This window comes from Grimontia sp. NTOU-MAR1 (assembly GCF_035758505.1).
Lineage (GTDB): Bacteria > Pseudomonadota > Gammaproteobacteria > Enterobacterales > Vibrionaceae > Enterovibrio > Enterovibrio marinus.
Genome location: NZ_CP142108.1, coordinates 2,028,190 through 2,045,085, shown reverse-complemented (window position 1 = coordinate 2,045,085; position 16,896 = coordinate 2,028,190). Strand labels below are relative to the sequence as shown.

The 16,896-nt window shown below is 49.3% G+C and carries 12 protein-coding genes and 1 riboswitch; of the genes, 2 read left to right on the top strand and 10 right to left on the bottom strand.

The genetic code is table 11. The annotated features are described in order from the left end of the window. Positions 1 to 19: 19 nt before the first annotated feature. Positions 20 to 2,371, bottom strand: coding sequence for an LPS assembly protein LptD (lptD, locus tag VP504_RS09225; RefSeq protein WP_325890930.1), 2,352 nt, complete (start codon positions 2,369 to 2,371; stop codon positions 20 to 22). 161 nt (positions 2,372 to 2,532) lie between these two features. On the opposite strand from lptD, the gene djlA reads away from it, so the two are divergent. Then, the gene (djlA, locus tag VP504_RS09220; RefSeq protein ID WP_325890929.1) at positions 2,533 to 3,360 is read left to right on the top strand and encodes a co-chaperone DjlA; all 828 of its coding nucleotides are present in this window, start codon (positions 2,533 to 2,535) and stop codon (positions 3,358 to 3,360) included. A gap of 4 nt (positions 3,361 to 3,364) precedes the next feature. On the opposite strand, the gene VP504_RS09215 is transcribed toward djlA, so the two are convergent. The 3 genes from VP504_RS09215 to rapA form a co-directional block, all read right to left on the bottom strand. Beyond that, positions 3,365 to 4,318, bottom strand: a complete 954-nt coding sequence (locus VP504_RS09215; protein ID WP_325890928.1) for a D-2-hydroxyacid dehydrogenase — start codon at positions 4,316 to 4,318, stop codon at positions 3,365 to 3,367. Between the two features lie 42 nt (positions 4,319 to 4,360). Continuing rightward, entirely contained in the window at positions 4,361 to 5,083 is a 723-nt protein-coding gene (rluA, locus tag VP504_RS09210; protein WP_325890927.1) for a bifunctional tRNA pseudouridine(32) synthase/23S rRNA pseudouridine(746) synthase RluA, read from the bottom strand. A gap of 112 nt (positions 5,084 to 5,195) precedes the next feature. Continuing rightward, entirely contained in the window at positions 5,196 to 8,114 is a 2,919-nt protein-coding gene (gene rapA, locus VP504_RS09205) for an RNA polymerase-associated protein RapA (RefSeq protein ID WP_325890926.1), read from the bottom strand. 357 nt (positions 8,115 to 8,471) lie between these two features. Between rapA and VP504_RS09200 the strand changes: the two genes are divergently transcribed. Then, positions 8,472 to 9,845, top strand: coding sequence for a PhoH family protein (locus tag VP504_RS09200; RefSeq protein WP_325890925.1), 1,374 nt, complete (start codon positions 8,472 to 8,474; stop codon positions 9,843 to 9,845). A 59-nt stretch (positions 9,846 to 9,904) separates the two neighbouring features. On the opposite strand, the gene VP504_RS09195 is transcribed toward VP504_RS09200, so the two are convergent. From VP504_RS09195 to VP504_RS09170, 6 genes are all read right to left on the bottom strand, one after another. After that, a complete protein-coding gene (locus VP504_RS09195; RefSeq protein WP_325890924.1) occupies positions 9,905 to 11,344 on the bottom strand; it encodes a transporter substrate-binding domain-containing diguanylate cyclase in 1,440 nt (479 codons plus the stop codon). A 177-nt stretch (positions 11,345 to 11,521) separates the two neighbouring features. Continuing rightward, positions 11,522 to 12,523: a GGDEF domain-containing protein gene (locus VP504_RS09190; RefSeq protein WP_325890923.1), complete on the bottom strand. Its 1,002-nt coding sequence runs from the start codon at positions 12,521 to 12,523 to the stop codon at positions 11,522 to 11,524. 93 nt (positions 12,524 to 12,616) lie between these two features. Further along, positions 12,617 to 13,306 carry a thiamine ABC transporter ATP-binding protein gene (gene thiQ, locus VP504_RS09185; RefSeq protein WP_325890922.1) on the bottom strand — a complete coding sequence of 230 codons (690 nt, stop codon included), beginning with the start codon at positions 13,304 to 13,306 and terminating at the stop codon, positions 12,617 to 12,619. Continuing rightward, on the bottom strand, positions 13,290 to 14,891 hold the full coding sequence (gene thiP / locus VP504_RS09180; RefSeq protein ID WP_325890921.1) for a thiamine/thiamine pyrophosphate ABC transporter permease: 1,602 nt from the start codon (positions 14,889 to 14,891) through the stop codon (positions 13,290 to 13,292). Before thiP ends, thiQ begins: the two co-directional genes overlap by 17 nt. A gap of 4 nt (positions 14,892 to 14,895) precedes the next feature. Continuing rightward, the gene (gene thiB, locus VP504_RS09175) at positions 14,896 to 15,867 is read right to left on the bottom strand and encodes a thiamine ABC transporter substrate binding subunit (protein WP_442788912.1); all 972 of its coding nucleotides are present in this window, start codon (positions 15,865 to 15,867) and stop codon (positions 14,896 to 14,898) included. Positions 15,868 to 15,938: 71 nt separating this feature from the next. Continuing rightward, a riboswitch (TPP riboswitch) is annotated at positions 15,939 to 16,041 on the bottom strand. Positions 16,042 to 16,079: 38 nt separating this feature from the next. Then, positions 16,080 to 16,874 (bottom strand): DUF547 domain-containing protein, encoded by a 795-nt coding sequence (locus tag VP504_RS09170; RefSeq protein WP_325890919.1) that lies wholly within the window; start codon positions 16,872 to 16,874, stop codon positions 16,080 to 16,082. Positions 16,875 to 16,896 lie beyond the last annotated feature (22 nt).

Genomic DNA, 16,896 nt, shown 5'->3' with positions numbered 1-16,896 from the left:
CGTTTCCAAAATCTCAAAATTAGTTCTTAAGGCCAAACGGATTGCGGTAACCCAAGGCGTTGCCGCTAGCGGTGCTGTAGCCAAAGCCGGCGTTCGCTCCGAGACCAAGTAGACTGAATGACAGGCTGATGTTGTTGTCGTATCGCGCAATATCATTGATATTGCTGCGTGCCAACAGATATTCGTTGTAACTCAGGCCAATTACCCAACAATCAGAGCGGTACGTAATACCCAGCTGGTTTTCCAACATGAGATCCTGAGTCAAGTCGTGGAAATACTGTCCACGCACACTTACGGCGTCCGCGATAGGAAAGCCCGTGACCAGACCTACCTGCGAAATACCATCTTCGGTGATTTGATCCAAATTGCTGAACCCAACAGAGCTGGCAATGTAATCTTTCGCGACATAGCGATAGCTGGTCTGCGCAAAGAATCCCCCGTCACGATACTCGGCGGTAGCATTACCAAACTGTACATCTCTCAGATTGCTATCGTATTCGAGAGAACCTCGAACGAAGAGGTAATCATTGAGGTTCAGCTCACTTTCAATCGCCCAAGCAGAATAATTGATAGAGGTATCTTCCTGATTGCCAAAGCGGTCGAGGTAGTAAATTTGACCAAATGCCACATTAAATCGCTCTTTGTAGCCATCGTCAAAGAAGCGGGTGGCAGCACCAACCGTAAACTGGTTGGCTGGGTTGATGTAATCTACGCTGCTGTATTGATTGGCTCGGAACAGTCCGTAGTAATCGGTTTGCAGACGCGCAGTATCGTAACCACCGCCTGAATAGTTAACTGGGTTGTAAATTCCGCTCTGGTCGACGTCTTTGATGTACAGATATTGAACCTGTGGTTCCAGAGTTTGCGTGTACGGGGTATCGAAGAATGCACCATTGCGTTCCAGCGTCACGACGGCGTGAAGTCGTGCCATTGGTATCACCCGAGAGACGGTCTCCTCAAGTTCTTCACCATTGATACCTGTTACACCATCAATATTTGATTGGTCATAGTAGGTATAAAACACCTTACCTTCAGCAGTAGCACTGAGCCATGGCAGGTTGTAAGGCAGAACAATGGTCGGTTCAATGTTAAAACGGAGTGCGCTAGGTTTACTGGTATTATCAGTGGCAAATTTACTAATTTGTGCCGGCATATAGAAATCGAGCCCATAACCTGCATCAGGACGATAATAATTCATCGCAAGCTGCGGGAGTAGGCGATAAACCGATGTGTTAGGACTCAATGGCTGGAAGTTTCGAATGCTGAGCGTTGAGTCCCAGTTCAGGTCACGATAGGAGACTTCTCCGGTTTGCAGCAGAGTGTTGTCTTCGCGGCTACCTACTCGGGAATCGGTATGTCGGGTGAAGTAACTGTAATCACTGACTTTGCTGTAATCAATATCATACAGCCAATGGTTTTGAATCCCAGTATGTGTCCAGTTAAATCCCCAGCTCTTATCAAATTCTGGGTAGAGTTTATCTCCACCCATATACTCCAATACTAAACTACCGGTTCCAATTTCGGTGAGGTAGCGTGGCTCCATGGTCATGAATAAACCACGGTTAGACATATATTTCGGCGTAATACGCATGTCTGCCTGAGGATGGATATTCCAATAAAATGGCGTCTCCAGCTCGAAACCATCAGTATCGTTCCAACTGATTGAAGGGTATAGGAACCCCGTCAGTCGGCCGTCTTCCACAGGCACCCGTAGGTAAGGTAGATAGAAAATGGGGGTATCCAACACTTCGAAGCGGGCGTGATAAAGATCAGCAAAGATATCGCCATCTTCTTTTTCCAGCTTGCCTGCGCTAAATCGCCAGCTTTTGTCATCGTCAGGGCACGTGGTGTACGTACCATCTTCCAGCTCATAGAACGTCGTCCCATTTTTAAAGACGCGTTTAGCTTTACCACGACCGGGTGTACACATCATTTTGTACTGTGCGTCGTTCAGTGTAGTGTCTTCGTTATCCAAATTGGTTTGTAAAGACTCACCGGAAATAGCGATTTCACCGTCGTGGAAGTAAACGTTGCCTTCCGCCGTGACAATATTTTCTGGTTGTCGCAGGGTCGCGGTGTCCGCTTTGACTGTGCGATTTCCCTGTGTCACCACCACATCACCACGGTAAATGGCTTTTTCGTTGGCTTTGGCTTCTGCGCTGTCCGCCACGATTTTTACTGGTAAATTGTTGATGTCGTCTGTGTTGCCTTTGCTAGGATTACAGCGATATTCAGGTGCAAGGCATTTTGCAGTCTGAATCACTAGAGGATCGTTGCTGCCCTGAGTGGCTTGGCTCTCTTCCGCCATGGCTTGTCCATGAAGGGCAAGGCAAATCATCGTGGATAAAAAACTTCTGGCAGTCAGTGACATTAAAACTCAATCCTGTTGTTGGCATACAGCACTGGTATACTCTTGCGCTGCGTCCTGGTAAATTTTTGCTGAAAAATGGGGGATATGATAATGCAAATCATGCCTCACGGCACCTGCTTGCTGGCTTAAACGAGATAAATTAATCAAATAGAGATATAAAGATGGCGGTTTGGGGAAAAGTGTTGGGGGCATTCTTTGGCCTCCAGCTCGGTGGTCCTTTCGGGTTATTGTTAGGTCTGTTTTTGGGGCATAAGTTCGATAAGGCGAGACAAAACATTTCCTTTGGTGGTGGCTTTCAAGGGCAAAACCAGCAAGCGCGTCAGCAGGCTTATTTTCATGCCACTTTTGCAGTGATGGGACATGTTGCCAAAGCCAAAGGGCAGGTGACACAAAATGAAATCCGTCTTGCGACCAACCTTATGGATCGAATGGGACTGCATGGTGAAGCCAGAAGACAGGCGCAAGATGCATTCCGTGAAGGTAAAGACGCCACGTTCCCGCTTGAAGACACATTAGCGTCGGTTCGTCGCAACTGTGGTGGCCGGTTTGACCTGCTCCAGTTCTTCCTCGAGGTACAAATTCAGGCCGCGTATGCCGATGGTTCCATGCACCCGAGCGAGCTTCAGATGCTTTACACCATTGCCAGCACCCTAGGCTTTTCCCGCCCGCAACTTGAACAGCGCTTGGCGATGCAGGAAGCGGCTTACCAGTTTTACCAGCAACAGGGCGGTCAGCATCAAGGCCAGCAACAATGGCAACAAGGCTTTGGCGGGCCCAATATCGCCGATGCTTATAAGATTTTGGGTGTTGATGAAGATGCCAACGCACAGGCTGTTAAACGTGCTCACAGAAAGTTAATGAATGAGCATCATCCTGACAAGCTAGCCGCAAAAGGCTTACCGCCCGAGATGATGGAAATGGCGAAACAGAAAGCGCAGGAAATTCAGGCTGCATACGATTTGATTAAGAAAGAAAAGGGCTTTAAATAAGCCCTTACACGAGATTGTTTGGATGACCTTCGATAAAGGCATTCAGGTTGTCGGTGAGTTGATTTGCCAATGTCTGAAGACTGGAATCACTGCCCCAGGCAACATGAGGGGTAAGGATTAGGTTGGGCAAACCTGAATGAGCCAGTAACGGATTGCTGTTTGTAGCGGGCTCTTCGGTAAACACATCCACCCCAGCACCGGCAATCTCGCCTTTTTTCAGCGCCTCAACCAGCGCTGTTTCATCCACTAAGCCGCCACGACCAGTATTGATCAAAATCGAAGTAGGTTTCATTTTGGCGAATTCCTTTTCGCCAATCAGGTTTCGGGTGGCATCACTCAGTGGGCAATGCAAGGTTAGGATATCTGCCTGCATCAGGGCCTCCTCAAAAGAGACATACCCCTCGCGTGCGGAAGTGACGTCTTTGCGCTCTACGCGAATGACGTTCATGCCGACGGCTTTAGCGAGTGTTTCCACCGCTTGCCCCAAACTGCCAGAGCCAATAATACCAAGCGTTGCTTCCTGAATGTCCCCGATAGGATGGGTGAAAAAGCAAAATTGGTTCTTCTCCTTCCACACCCCAAGTTCAATATCCCGGTGGTAGGCATTGAGACTTCTCCTGAGTGCAAAGGCGAGGGCAATTACGTGTTCGGGCACGGAACGAGTGGCATACCCCCGGATATTGCATACGGGGAGATTGTTAGCTTTGCACCAGTCTGTATCGACGTTGTTATAGCCTGTCGCGGCAATAGCAATCAGCTTTAGCGAAGGGAGTTGTGCCAACAGTTCAGCATTGAGGATGACTTTGTTAGTAATGGCGATGGTGGCATCTTTGAGTCTGTTCAGTACATCATCTGAAGACGTTTCTTCGAAGCTTTCCCACTGATGAGAAAAAGAAGGTGAGGGAATACAGATATGGGAAGGGATGGTGGCACTATCCAGAAAGACAATCTTTTCCATGGCGGAGTTCCTTTTTCCGCCAGTGTAAAACTGAACTGTTGATTACTTCAACAGTTCAGGGTCGGCTTTGATGCCTCGTCGTACCAGCGTGTCACCCGGCGCACTGCTGTAAAAATCACAAGGCGCAGACAAATGCATAGTTTCCCCCGAACCTGGATGCAGAAAACAGAGTTCTCCGGCATGAAGTTGCAGGCGTGGTGAGTACTTTAGTGCCTGCGGATGGGCATAAAACTCGTCACCGACAATCGGGTGTTCTAGCGCAAGCATATGCACGCGAAGCTGGTGGGAGCGGCCTGTGATTGGCAGAAGGCGCACCAGCGAGGTTTTCTTCTCCCGCTTAATCACTTCATAGTCTGTTACTGACGGCTTACCGTTTTCGAAACACACCATTTGCTTAGGGCGGTTTGGCCAGTCGCAGATCAGTGGTAGGTCGACACGACCTTCATTCTGTTCAACACTTCCCCACACGCGTGCGTAGTAAAGCTTGTGGGTCACACGTTCACGAAACTGGGCTTTCAGGTGGCGTTCTGCCTCTTTGTGTTTGGCAAAAACAATTAAGCCAGAAGTCGACATATCGAGTCGGTGAACCAGTTCAGCGTCAGGATATTCCGCCTTGATGCGTGACCATGCACTGTCGTAATGCGCTGGGTCTCGCCCGGGATTGGTCAGAAGACCACTCGGTTTGTTGATGGCAATGATGTCGTCATCCTGATAGATAACATTCAGCCAAGGCTCCGTTGGCGGGTTATAAATAAAGTCGCTCATGGTGTTGCTCAAAGTTTAGACGGGCGGCAGTTTAGCATGCCCCGATGTAAAGGGAAGACTGGATACAAAAAGGCACCGCCAAAGCAGTGCCTTACCTTTGGGCTCGCTTGGATTACTGGTGGCTGACCACGATCACACGCAGCGCATCCAGATTCACCTGGGCTTGATTGATATAGCTACGAAGCTCTCCCATCTGGGTTTCAATCGCTTCCAGCTCATCATCACGAATATTCGGGTTCACGGCTTTCAGTGCCTGAAGACGATCCAGTTCAGCACGAAGCTTGGCTGTCATCTCCGCTTCTGCGGCATCTTTGACCACGGCCAGTTGTTTTTCAGCCAGCGGGTCGCCCATTTCGATCAGACCATGAATTTGGGTCTGAACGGAGGACACCAATTTGCTTGCCAGATGACGGTTTACTGGGCTCAGTTGGCGGTGGAAGCCTTCAAACTCTACCTGTGCTGCCAGATCGTTACCTTTTGCATCGAGCAACACACGGATTGGGGTCGCTGGCAGGAACTGGTGAATGCCTGAGTTCTTCGGTGCCTGTGCATCGGCTACATACAGCAGCTCAAGGAACAGGGTACCGACAGGCAGGGCCTTGTTCTTAAGCAAAGAAACCGCGGTGGTGCCCACATCTTCAGAAAGCAGCAGATCAATACCGCCCTGGATCATTGGGTGTTCCCAGCTGATAAAGTGCAAATCTTCACGTGACAGCGCAGTTTCGCGGTCAAACGTGATGGTGCAGCCTTCACTTGGCAGCCCGGGGTAGCTCGATACCAGCATGTGTTCTGAAGGCGTGACCACAATCGCGTTCTCGCCTTTGTCGTCCTGATTCAGGCCGACGGTGTCAAACAGACCCAGCGCAAAGGTTACCAGATTGGTGTCGCCGTCATGGGAGGCGATGGTTTCTGCCAGTGCTTTGGCACTGTCTCCGCCATTGGAGTGCATCTCCAACAGACGGTCTCGGCCTTTTTCAAGCTCCGATTTTAGCCTATGGTGCATCTCGGCACTGGTTTCAACCAGCGTATCCAGCGATTCATCCAGACTGCCTTTTGCCAGCAGTTGCAGCAAATCTTCCTGAACGTTTTCAAAGACAGCGCGGCCCGTCGGACAGGTCTCTTCAAAGGCGTTCAGGCCTTCATTGTACCAACGCGCCAGCAGTGCTTGCGATGTGCCTTCCATGAATGGGACGTGGATTTCGATATCACGCTTCTGGCCGATACGATCCAGACGGCCGATACGTTGCTCCAACAAGTCTGGGTTCATTGGCAAATCGAACATCACCAGTTGGTTAGAAAACTGGAAGTTACGGCCTTCTGAGCCAATTTCAGAACAGATCAGTACCTGTGCGCCGGCTTCATCCTGTGCGAAGTAAGCGGCGGCTTTATCGCGTTCCAGAATCGACATGCCTTCGTGGAAAACAGTACCGCGTATACCTTCACGTTCGCGAAGAGCTTGCTCCAGCGACAATGCAGTTTGTGCGCGCGAACAGATCACCAGCACTTTTTTCTGGCGGTTGGATTTTAGCAAATCTAGCAGCCAGTCAATACGTGGATCGAAGCCCCACCACGAGGCGTTTTCACCTTCAAATTGCTGGTAAATATCTTCAGGGTATAGCCATTGAACCGCTTTTTTCTCGATAGACTGGTTGCTACCGCCCATCATGGCGGCAACACGCATCGAGGTTTGGTACTGGCTTGGTAGTGCCAGCGGGTATAGGTTCAAATGGCGTTGCGGGAAGCCCTGAATCGCCGCGCGGGTGTTGCGGAACAACACGCGGCCCGTACCGTGGCGGTCCATCAGGTTATCAATTAACTCGTTACGTGCGTCACGGCGTTGGTCGTCATCGATATCGCCTGCTTCGATGATACGCAGCAGTGGCTCAACGTCCTGCTCAGAAAGCAGCTCGGTAATGCTGTTTTTCGCCTCGTTGCTGAGCTTGTCTTCAGACAGAAGCTGGCTCACGGCATCAGCAACCGGTGCATATTGGGTTTCTTCTTCCACAAATGCCTGATAGTCATAGAAACGGTCTGGGTCTAGAAGACGCAGACGGGCAAAGTGACTTTCGTGCCCCAGCTGTTCTGGGGTTGCTGTCAGTAGTAGTACGCCTGGGGTGTTTTCTGCGATGCCTTCAGTCACCTGATACTCACGGCTGGCTTTCTCTTCACTCCACTCAAGGTGATGCGCTTCGTCGACGACCAGCAGATCCCACTCGCCTTCAGCGGCTTGCTCGGCGCGTTTGCGGCTTTTACGCAGGAAGTCCAGTGAGCACAGTACCAACTGCGCGGTATCAAACGGGTTATCCGCATCCGCAAAGGCTTCGATGCAGCGCTCTTCGTCGAAAATGGAGAAATGCAGATTGAAGCGACGAAGCATCTCAACCAGCCACTGGTGTTGGAGGGTTTCCGGCACAACAACCAAAACACGGGACGCACGGCCAGACAGCACTTGCTGATGGATGATCATGCCTGCTTCAATGGTTTTGCCCAGGCCTACTTCGTCAGCCAACAATACGCGTGGCGCGTGACGGCGACCCACTTCATGGGCAATGAAAAGCTGGTGAGGGATCAAACCCGCACGTATACCACACAGGCCGCGCATCGGGCTCTTGTGTTGTTCGTACTGGTTCTTCAGGGCGCGGTAGCGCAGTGCAAAACGGTCCATACGATCGATTTGACCGGCAAACAGCTTGTCCTGCGGGCGGTTAAAACGGATTTGGTGGCTTAGGAAAATCTCGCGGAGCAAAGTGTTTTCCTCGCCGGTATCGGTGCGTGTTCCCACATAGGTCAGCACACCGCCTTCCTCTTCAACACGTTCAACGGTCAGGAACCAGCCTTCATGACTTTCAATGGTATCGCCTACGTTAAACATCACGCGCGTAATGGGTGCGTCGTTATTGGCGTAGAGTCGATTTTCTTCACTGGCTGGGAACATCAAGGTCACGGTGCGCGCATCAAGCGCAACAACGGTACCCAGACCCAAGTCACTTTCGGTATCGCTGATCCAACGTTGTCCGAGGGCGTAAGACATAGGGGAGAAACCTCTGGTTAAAGCTGACACAAATTGGAGATGACGTGCCTCATGCGAACTACAGTGTAGGCCATGATGCGCACGGAGAAAAAGGTTGCCAATGGTACTCGAACTTGTGAACAGGGTCACGGCGAATGTTGGAAATTTGGCGGTCGTAACAAACAAGTAACAAATTCGTGAAAATGTGGCGTAGTCGACGGGTAAACACTGAAATATGTCTTACGATTAAGATTATACAGACACGGACTTTTTAGCGTAGTGGCTGTATTTACCCGATTACCGTGGCACGCGGTTTGCTTGCGGGATCAGGGGAAACTCGTGGGGCTCCCACAAGCCTATGCAACCAAGGAGGTGCCTATGGGCGATGCCGATCGGAAATTCTTTGTGCTGGATACCAACATCCTGCTTCATGAACCTTTCGCCATCTATTCCTTTCAAGAACATGACGTGATCATTCCCATGACCGTCCTCGAAGAACTAGACCGGATCAAAGACAGCAAGCGGGACGTTTCCCGTGACGCGCGCGTCGCGATTCGCGCCCTCGAAGATATCTTTAAAGACGCGACCCCAGACCAGATTGCCGAAGGCATTATTGTCGGTAAAGAAGGCAGCACCGGGACCGTCTCCATTTTTGCAGACTACGAAATTAAGGAAACCGTTCAGGCGTTTGCCGACAAAGCGGGAGACAACCGTATCCTCAATGCGGTGCTGCACCTGCAGGCTAAACGCTCGCCACGAACGGTGGTACTGGTGACCAAAGACATTAACATGCGCCTGCGAGCGAAAGGGGCTGGCGTGCTGTTTGTTGAAGATTATCGTACCGATCAATTGATTGATGATGTCAGCTTGCTGACCAAAGGCTTTCAGGTCTTTGAAGGCGGCTTCTGGGACAAAGTCGGTCAAGTGGAAACGGAAAACAGCGGCCGTACCACCTTACACACTTTGCCGCGTGAACTCGCCGATACGACCTTCGTGAACCAGTATTTGCTGGATGAAGGTGACGATTTCGCCGGACGTGTGGTGGGACTGACGGAAACGGACATGACCATCAAGGATATCAGCCGTGAACGTTTGATGCACCGCGAAGCTTGGGGAGTGCGCCCAAAAAATATCTATCAGGGAATGGCAATGGATGCATTGCTCGACCCGAATGTGGATCTGGTGATCCTGACTGGCCCTGCGGGGTGTGGTAAAACCATCTTGGCCATGGCAGCCGCCCTTGAGCAGGTGGTAGAAAAGGGTATGTATGACAAGATCATCGTGACCCGAAACACGCCGGAAATCGCCGAGTCTATCGGTTTTCTTCCTGGCACCGAAGAAGAGAAAATGCTGCCCTGGTTAGGTGCAGTAACTGATACGCTGGAAGCGCTGCACAAAAACGACGAGTGTACAGATGGTTCGATGCGTTACATCATGGATAAGGCCAATATCCAGTTTAAATCCATCAACTTTATGCGTGGCCGCTCTATCCAGAATGCCTTTGTGATCCTGGATGAGTGTCAAAACCTTACTGCATCACAGTTGAAGACAATCATCACCCGTTGCGGTGAAGGCACGAAAATCGTTTGCTCGGGTAACCTGGCACAAATTGACAGTCCATATCTAACCCCTGTGACATCAGGGTTGACGTACATTGTGGAAAGATTTAAGAACTTTGAAGGCAGTGCCTGTGTTTACCTCAATGGTGTGGTGCGCAGCCGTCTCGCAGAGTTTGCTGAAGAAAACCTCTAACCGGAACCGAATTGAAAAAGGCTGCCGTTTGGCAGCCTTTGTTTTTATGCGTTATGACACTATGCCCAGCGATGCTCAGCAAGCAAATCGTCGTCATTGTCGCCAGCTGTAAAGTTACTTTGTGACTGTTTATTGGCGCGCATACGGGTTGAGGCGATACGAACCAACTTCTCGCCACTTTCACCATCATAGGGATAGCCTGCGATGCCTGAGCTGAACTTGACCGGCACGACTTGTTGGTCGATGTGGAGAAGGCTGAGCTGTAGGGTCTTTTGGAGCTGCTGTAACTTACGTTGTGCCTGACTGGTATCACTTAAATCAAATAAAACTGCAAACTCACCGCCACCAAGGCGTGCGCACAGCGTTTGACTAGGCAACTGTAATCTAAGTTGTGTGGCAAGGTGCTTGATGGCTATGTCGCCCACATCCTGCCCGTAGCTCTCGTTGACTTCCTTAAGGTGATCAATATCCAGCACCGCTACCACATAAGGCGACGGTGAGAAGCGCTTATCACTCAATGCCACGAAAAACTGATGACGTGTTTTAGTGCCCGTAAGCGGATCGTTTTGGGTCGCTGTCTCGAGTTTTTGTTTTGAATCTTTTAGTGCTTTGACCGCATTCTTTAGCTCTGTAGTGCGATATTTCAGCAAACGATGGTAGAGAAACAATCCAACTGTCAGCAATACCAATGAGGAAATAAAAATCAGATATTGAGCCGTTTTATTCAACCATGGCAATGACAGGTGTAGCTTATTTTGAGGCAGCCATTTCTCATAGATGGCATTGATATCTTCCTGAGATATTCGGGTTAGTCCCCTTTCCACATCCGCAATAATAGCTTTGGACTCTTTGTTTACCGCAAAGTGCATGGGGAAGGAGTAGAGCTTTTGCCTCGACGTGAATTGGCCACTGTTGCCAGTGTGGCGCATGTCATAAAGCGCCGTGCTTAAATCATCAATAAATACATCGACTTCCCCCCGGTAGGCTGCATCATTTAGAGAGCCGAAGGTAGGGAAAAGGCGAATGTTTTTCTCAGGAATACGTGACGTTAAAAAAGCGTGTTTAGTGCTGTCTTTCACCGTTCCCACAATTGCCGAGTCTAGTGCGTGGATGTGGTCAAAAGGCAGATCTTTTTGAACGAACAGACTAACGTTGTAATGATTAAGTGGCAGTTCCCGGGAGAAGGCGAGTGACTTGGCACGATCACCAGTATACCCAAGCCCGCCATGTATTACGTTTGGAGTATTACGGGCAAAAGCGAGAGATTCACTCCATGGTTTGAGCTCAAACGAGACATCAACATTGTTGGCGACACCATAAAGCCGCCAAAAGTCGACCATGATGCCATCGGGCTCACCAAAGCGGTTGATAAAAGAAAAGGGTTGCCACGTTGAGGAGCCCGTAATGACTAGCTTCTTGGTTTCTGCAAAGGAGAAGGATGAAAACAAAAAGAGTACTGACGTCAGCGCAAGAGCAAAGAGCCGGCGAATACTGGGCATAAATAAACTCGGGTAAATCAATCTGTCTAGATTATCTGACTTGATTATACGCAACCCATTGTGCTGAGGGAAATGATTAATCGGTTTTCTGTCAATCGTTAATGTGATGTGAAAGTGTAACGTACATCCCAGAATAAAAAGCCGCCTTGTGTGGCGGCTTATTAGGCTGAGTGATAGTTAGAACATTTCGACATCGTCTTCGGGCACAAACGATTGGAGTTCGCCACTGGCAATTAAGTCTTCATAGAAGGCGAGTTGACTACGGCCATTTTGTTTGGCTTTGTAAAGTGCTTGGTCAGCATAACCAATCACTGTGATTGCGTTCGCCTCATCTTCGCTAATAGCGGCAGCGCCTAGAGAAATAGCAACATCTTTTGCCTGCCCGTAATCCCGCTCATGAACCGCTTGCATAAAGCGTCTGACGGTACTTTCCATCTCTTCCCGAGACTGCGGATGCATAATAACAACGAACTCATCCCCCCCATAGCGGAACAAGATGTCATCTTCGTTGAAGACTTGTTTCATTATCGCGGTGATAAGTAACAATATCTCATCGCCGTAGACATGGCCAAGAGTGTCATTAATGACTTTAAGCTGATCAACATCAAAAAGGCAGACCCAATGAGTGCTGGAAGGGCAGTCGAGTATTGTGTCCCCCTGAATCAGAAAACGGTCAAGCAAAAGGTCTATTTTTGAGGTGAGTACTTTGCGATTGTATAGTCCAGTAAGCCCGTCTCTCTCGCTGGCTGAAATGATCTTTTGGTAGTTCTCATAGATTTTTGTTAGCCCTTCGATAAGTTGGACTTCATCGCCTTTAAGTTCATCTGCTTTGCAGAATACAACAGCTTCAATTTCCCCTTTCTCTCCACATCGAACAGGGACTGCCAGTAGGGCTTGATTATCATCATTACTGTATTCAACGATATTCTCACCAATCAGCACGCAGTTTTTGATTACGCGCTCAATAGCATCCCGCTCATCTTCGTAAAGAAAGATGTCCGAACACGCGACAACCATAAATTCTGGGGTGGCTTCTGAATTGTAATCCAACACCAATACCTGATTAGCCGGTGTTAGCTGTAAGACCGTTGTAATAAGGCTTTCGGAAATGGTATCGGACTCAGTCTGGGCTGTAATATCGACCACCGAGTCCAGCACATCGATACTGGTAACAGTCACAATCGCATCTCTCTTATGTGTTAAGTGTCTTAAAAATAAGTATAGATGCGGTTAGTTGATGCGCAATATTTCACCACTAAGCATCATTTAATTTTATGAAAAATAAGGCCTTATTGCTTCATTTGGTGCGCTAAATTCGCTAATTTCAGCGTGATAAACGACCTTTCCACCATCAATAAACAACACCTTATCAGCAATAGCGATGGCATCTTCAGGATGGTGGGTTACCATCAGAATCGTTGTACCCTGAAAACGCGCAAGTTGTTGAACTTCAATAAGCATGTCGCGGCGCAAAGCAGGATCTAAAGCAGAAAATGGCTCGTCGAGAAGCAATAGTGGTCGATTGCGAACCAGACATCGCGCCAAGGCGACCCGCTGTTTTTGACCTCCTGATAACTCTCCTGGTTGGCGGTTGAGATAGCCTAGCAGCCCCACCTTTTTTGCCGCTTCTTCAACGTGGGCTTTTTCTTCCCCGCTCAGAGAGAGTTTGGGACTGATACCCAACGCAATATTTTCAAATGCACTGAGGTGACTGAACAGATTGTGTTCCTGGAAAAGAATAGAGAGTGGGCGTTCATGTGATGGCTTTTGTGTGAAGTTGTCATCATTAAAGCTCACCGAGCCTCCTTGAGGCGTCAAAAGCCCACACAGCAAAGAGAGCAGTGTACTTTTCCCTGCGCCGCTGGGACCCAAGATGGCGGTGATGCTGCCAGGCGCTGCTTCAAAAGAGAAACTTAGCGTTTCTGACTGGTATTGATAATTGAGCTCACTGACGCGCAGCATAACGTTTTCCTGAAATAATTTTTTCGATAAGGGCGTAACTGCCAAGGCTGAGTGCAAACAGAATCAGCGATGCCGCCGCAGCGGCATCCATTTGATAGCTTCCCATTAGGTGGAACAGGTACAAAGGCAGGGTTTGAAAATCCTGACTGCCGACCAAAGCAATCGCGCCAAGATCGCCCGTAGAAAGCACAAAACTTATACCGACAGCACGGGCAATCGGCGCCTTTAGAGCGCGCCATTCAATGAGCTTGAGGCGGTTGATTCCTTTTATGCCGAGGCTATTACACAGGTTTTGATATTGCTGCGAAAGCTGGAAAGCGGGTGTGCTCAACGTTTTCACCACATAAGGCAACGCCATCAATGTATTGACTGCCAGAACAAGCCAATAAGGTGAACTGAATAAATCGATGTGTTTGCGCAGCGTGAGGAATAGACCCGTACTGAGGACCACGCTGGGAACCACCAATATCAACGAAGCAGTCATCTCTATGCTATCTGCACGCCTGCTTGCGCCACATAAACGCCAAAAGCGGCTAGTGAGCATAATGGCACTGCCAAGTACAAAGGCACTGAGCGCAGCCCCTGCAGCCAATGATAGGGAGTTGGCTGTCGCCTGCCAAAGCGCTGCGCTTGTTAGTACATCCAGAGCGCTGGGGTTGATACCACTCAGGGCCACCATCAGAAGGGGAGGAATGACAAAAAGTACCGCGAGGGCAATCCATACGATGTCCCAGATTTTCTCGGCTGTGCTGTCGAGTCTTGGTGGAAGCACAATATGGCTGTCCTTTCCTTGTTGGGAAACAGGACGCGTCAGTCGCTGGATGACGAGGTGGAAAAGGCCACAAAGCAGCAGTTGCCATAGTGCCAGCAGCGCACCTGTCTGCAAATCAAAATCAAAACGGATAGCCTGATAGATAGCAAGCTCAATCGTTGTTGCGCCTGGTCCGCCACCCAGTGCCATCACAGTCGCAAAGCTCGTAAAGCAGAGCATAAAAACCAAACCAATCACGTGTGGCAATTGCTGGCGAAGGTATGGCCATTCCAATAGGCGGAAGCGATGCCATCCGCGCATTCCGAGTTGTTGTGCAAGTCTTTGCTGATCACTTGGAACCTGTTCTATAGCCTGAACCAGAAGCTGAGTGGAAAATGGCAGGTTAAAGAAAACATGAGCCAGCAAAATGCCCGAAAGACCATAGATATTGAGGTCCCAGGTCAGCCCAATCAATGGGAGCCAATCTGACAGCAGTCCTTTTTTGCCGTAAATCGCCAGAATACCGAATACGCCAACCAGTACAGGCAGGACTAGCGTCATGGAAAACAACTTCAATAATAAGCGCTTGCCCGTAAACTGCCGACGCGAGAGCGCATGTGCAACCGGAATCGCCAAACCAACAGACAGCAGTGTCGAAAGCAGAGCTTGTTTGATACTGAATTCCGTCACGTGCTGCAGGTAAGGGTCGTACCAAAGTGAGGCGACATCTAACGTTGGAGCCTGAGTCAGCAAAGAAAACAAAGCGGTGCCAATCAGCACCGCGATGACTGACGCCGACAAGATACCGGGCCAGGTTCTAGAAGAGTTTAACACGTGATTATTTTACCAGTGCCGATTGCCATTCACGAATCCAGCTGCGGCGGTTGTCAGCCACTTTTTCTGGTGTGAATTGTAGGCTCTTCCCTGGTACAGAAAGTGTGTCGAAGCCCTTTGGCAGTTCTACGCCCGTAACCGGATACATCCACTGGCCGGTTGGTACCGCATTTTGGAAACCGTCACTCAGGATAAATTGCATAAATTTATCAGCCAGTTCCTGCCTTTCCGAACTTTTTACTTTTGCCGCAACCTCGACCTGCATGTAGTGGCCTTCTTCAAAGTTAGCACTGCTGAAGTTCGGGTTTTCTTCCGCAATCAGGTGGTATGCCGGAGACGTGGTGTAAGACAGCACCATGTCTGATTCGCCATTCAGGAACATGCTGTAAGCTTCAGACCAGCCTTTGGTCACAGTGACGGTTTTTTTTGCCAGTTGCTGCCAGGCACCCGCGACATCATCACCATAGACGGATTTCATCCACAGCATCAGACCTTGGCCTGGCGTTGATGTGCGTGGGTCTTGATAGATAACGGAGATGCCATCACGCTTTTCAACCAACTCTTTCAGGCTCTTCGGCGGATTTTCCAGCTTGGTTTTGTCATAAACAAAGGCGAAATAGCCATAGTCATACGGAACGAAGGTGTTATTGTTCCAACCGTCAGGCAAGGTGACAGACCTTGTGTCCACACTGTGAGCGGCCAGCAGACCGGTCCTTTCTGCTTCAGTCATCAGGTTGGTATCTAAGCCTAAAATGACGTCAGCTTTGCTGTTTTCCCCCTCTAGACGCAGGCGGTTAAGGATGGTCACGCCATCTTCCAGCGCGACCAAATTCAGGGTGCAGTGACATTCCGCTTCAAATGCTTTTTTGACTGCCGGGCCTGGCCCCCAGTCTGCAGCAAAAGAGTCGTAAGTGTATACCGTCAGGGTGTCAGTAGAATGTGCCAGCGCAGGACCTGCCATGGTCATTGCCAACATCAGAGCAGAAATAGAATATTTCATCAGTGCCTCACATCAATGTGCGGCGAGGGTGAGGGTCAATAAGCTGTAGCTTCGGGACATCTCATTCCTACGCCAGCATTATCTGGTTCAGGTACATGGGTTTAGCGTTTGCAATCTCAGCCAACAATGTCAGCTCCCCATGAGACGTCTTCCATTGTAATCATCACACTGATGATTACCAATCCTTCTTATGGCTGATTCAAAGACCAGTCGTAATCGTATTTGATTTTTCCGCTCCAGCCCTCCAACTTGTCACCATCCCGGTATTTATCAATCGCACGAAGTATTTCTTGCTCATTACTACCGAAATCAACGCCATACCATTCGTAAATCGATGACAAGGTTAAGGTATTGCCATCAAGACTGGCGCCTTTATCGCTGTTGGCAAACTGCTTAGCTGCAGCTTCCAGTAAGGTTTCACTATTATCTGCTGTAAACGCCGTGGTGGCGAGGTTAGGACAACCAAGGCTGGCACAGTTCACTGCATAGTGAATTCGCGAATCATTCCAGATCGGACGAAGGATACGGTGCTCAATGTCATTGAGCGTCAATGATTGACCGGCAACTTTCGCAACATCATCATCCCAAGGGCCAAAGCTCAAAAACCCACCCAGTTTAGTAATCGATTTTACGGGATACTCGTCGAGGATAAGCTTAACGGTTAGCGCATTATATAGATTCACCCAATAAGCAAACTGTTCAGCCTTGCTGTAATTACGAGGGTCCAGAGCAGTCAGATTAGTCAGGTATTGATTGAGTAATGCCTTCTCAGCCGGACTGACTGCGCTGTAATTGAAAAGATTGTGCTGGCCTTTTTCGAGAAGGTACTTGTCCAGAATTTTCTGCCAATAGCTGTGATCAAACGAAGCGGAGTTAGACTCGTTACTCTTATCCCAAATAGGCCAGAGGTCGCTTTTGGGGGCAGCAAAAGCCTGACTGGTCAGCAATAAAAAGGCGGCGCAAATGGTTAAAATAGTTCGCATGATCTTTTCCCTAAAGAGTCGT

Excerpts from the sequence above, each read along its gene's own strand:
- rapA (WP_325890926.1), bottom strand. The coding sequence starts at position 8,114 with ATGTCTTACGCCCTCGGACAACGTTGGATCAGCGATACCGAAAGTGAC.
- rluA (WP_325890927.1), bottom strand. The coding sequence starts at position 5,083 with ATGAGCGACTTTATTTATAACCCGCCAACGGAGCCTTGGCTGAATGTT.
- VP504_RS09195 (WP_325890924.1), bottom strand. The coding sequence starts at position 11,344 with ATGCCCAGTATTCGCCGGCTCTTTGCTCTTGCGCTGACGTCAGTACTC.
- VP504_RS09170 (WP_325890919.1), bottom strand. The coding sequence starts at position 16,874 with ATGCGAACTATTTTAACCATTTGCGCCGCCTTTTTATTGCTGACCAGT.
- VP504_RS09215 (WP_325890928.1), bottom strand. The coding sequence starts at position 4,318 with ATGGAAAAGATTGTCTTTCTGGATAGTGCCACCATCCCTTCCCATATC.
- djlA (WP_325890929.1), top strand. The coding sequence starts at position 2,533 with ATGGCGGTTTGGGGAAAAGTGTTGGGGGCATTCTTTGGCCTCCAGCTC.
- thiQ (WP_325890922.1), bottom strand. The coding sequence starts at position 13,306 with ATGCTGCGCGTCAGTGAGCTCAATTATCAATACCAGTCAGAAACGCTA.
- thiB (WP_442788912.1), bottom strand. The coding sequence starts at position 15,867 with ATGTTGGCAATGACCATGGCAGGTCCTGCGCTGGCACATTCTACTGAC.
- lptD (WP_325890930.1), bottom strand. The coding sequence starts at position 2,371 with ATGTCACTGACTGCCAGAAGTTTTTTATCCACGATGATTTGCCTTGCC.
- VP504_RS09200 (WP_325890925.1), top strand. The coding sequence starts at position 8,472 with ATGGGCGATGCCGATCGGAAATTCTTTGTGCTGGATACCAACATCCTG.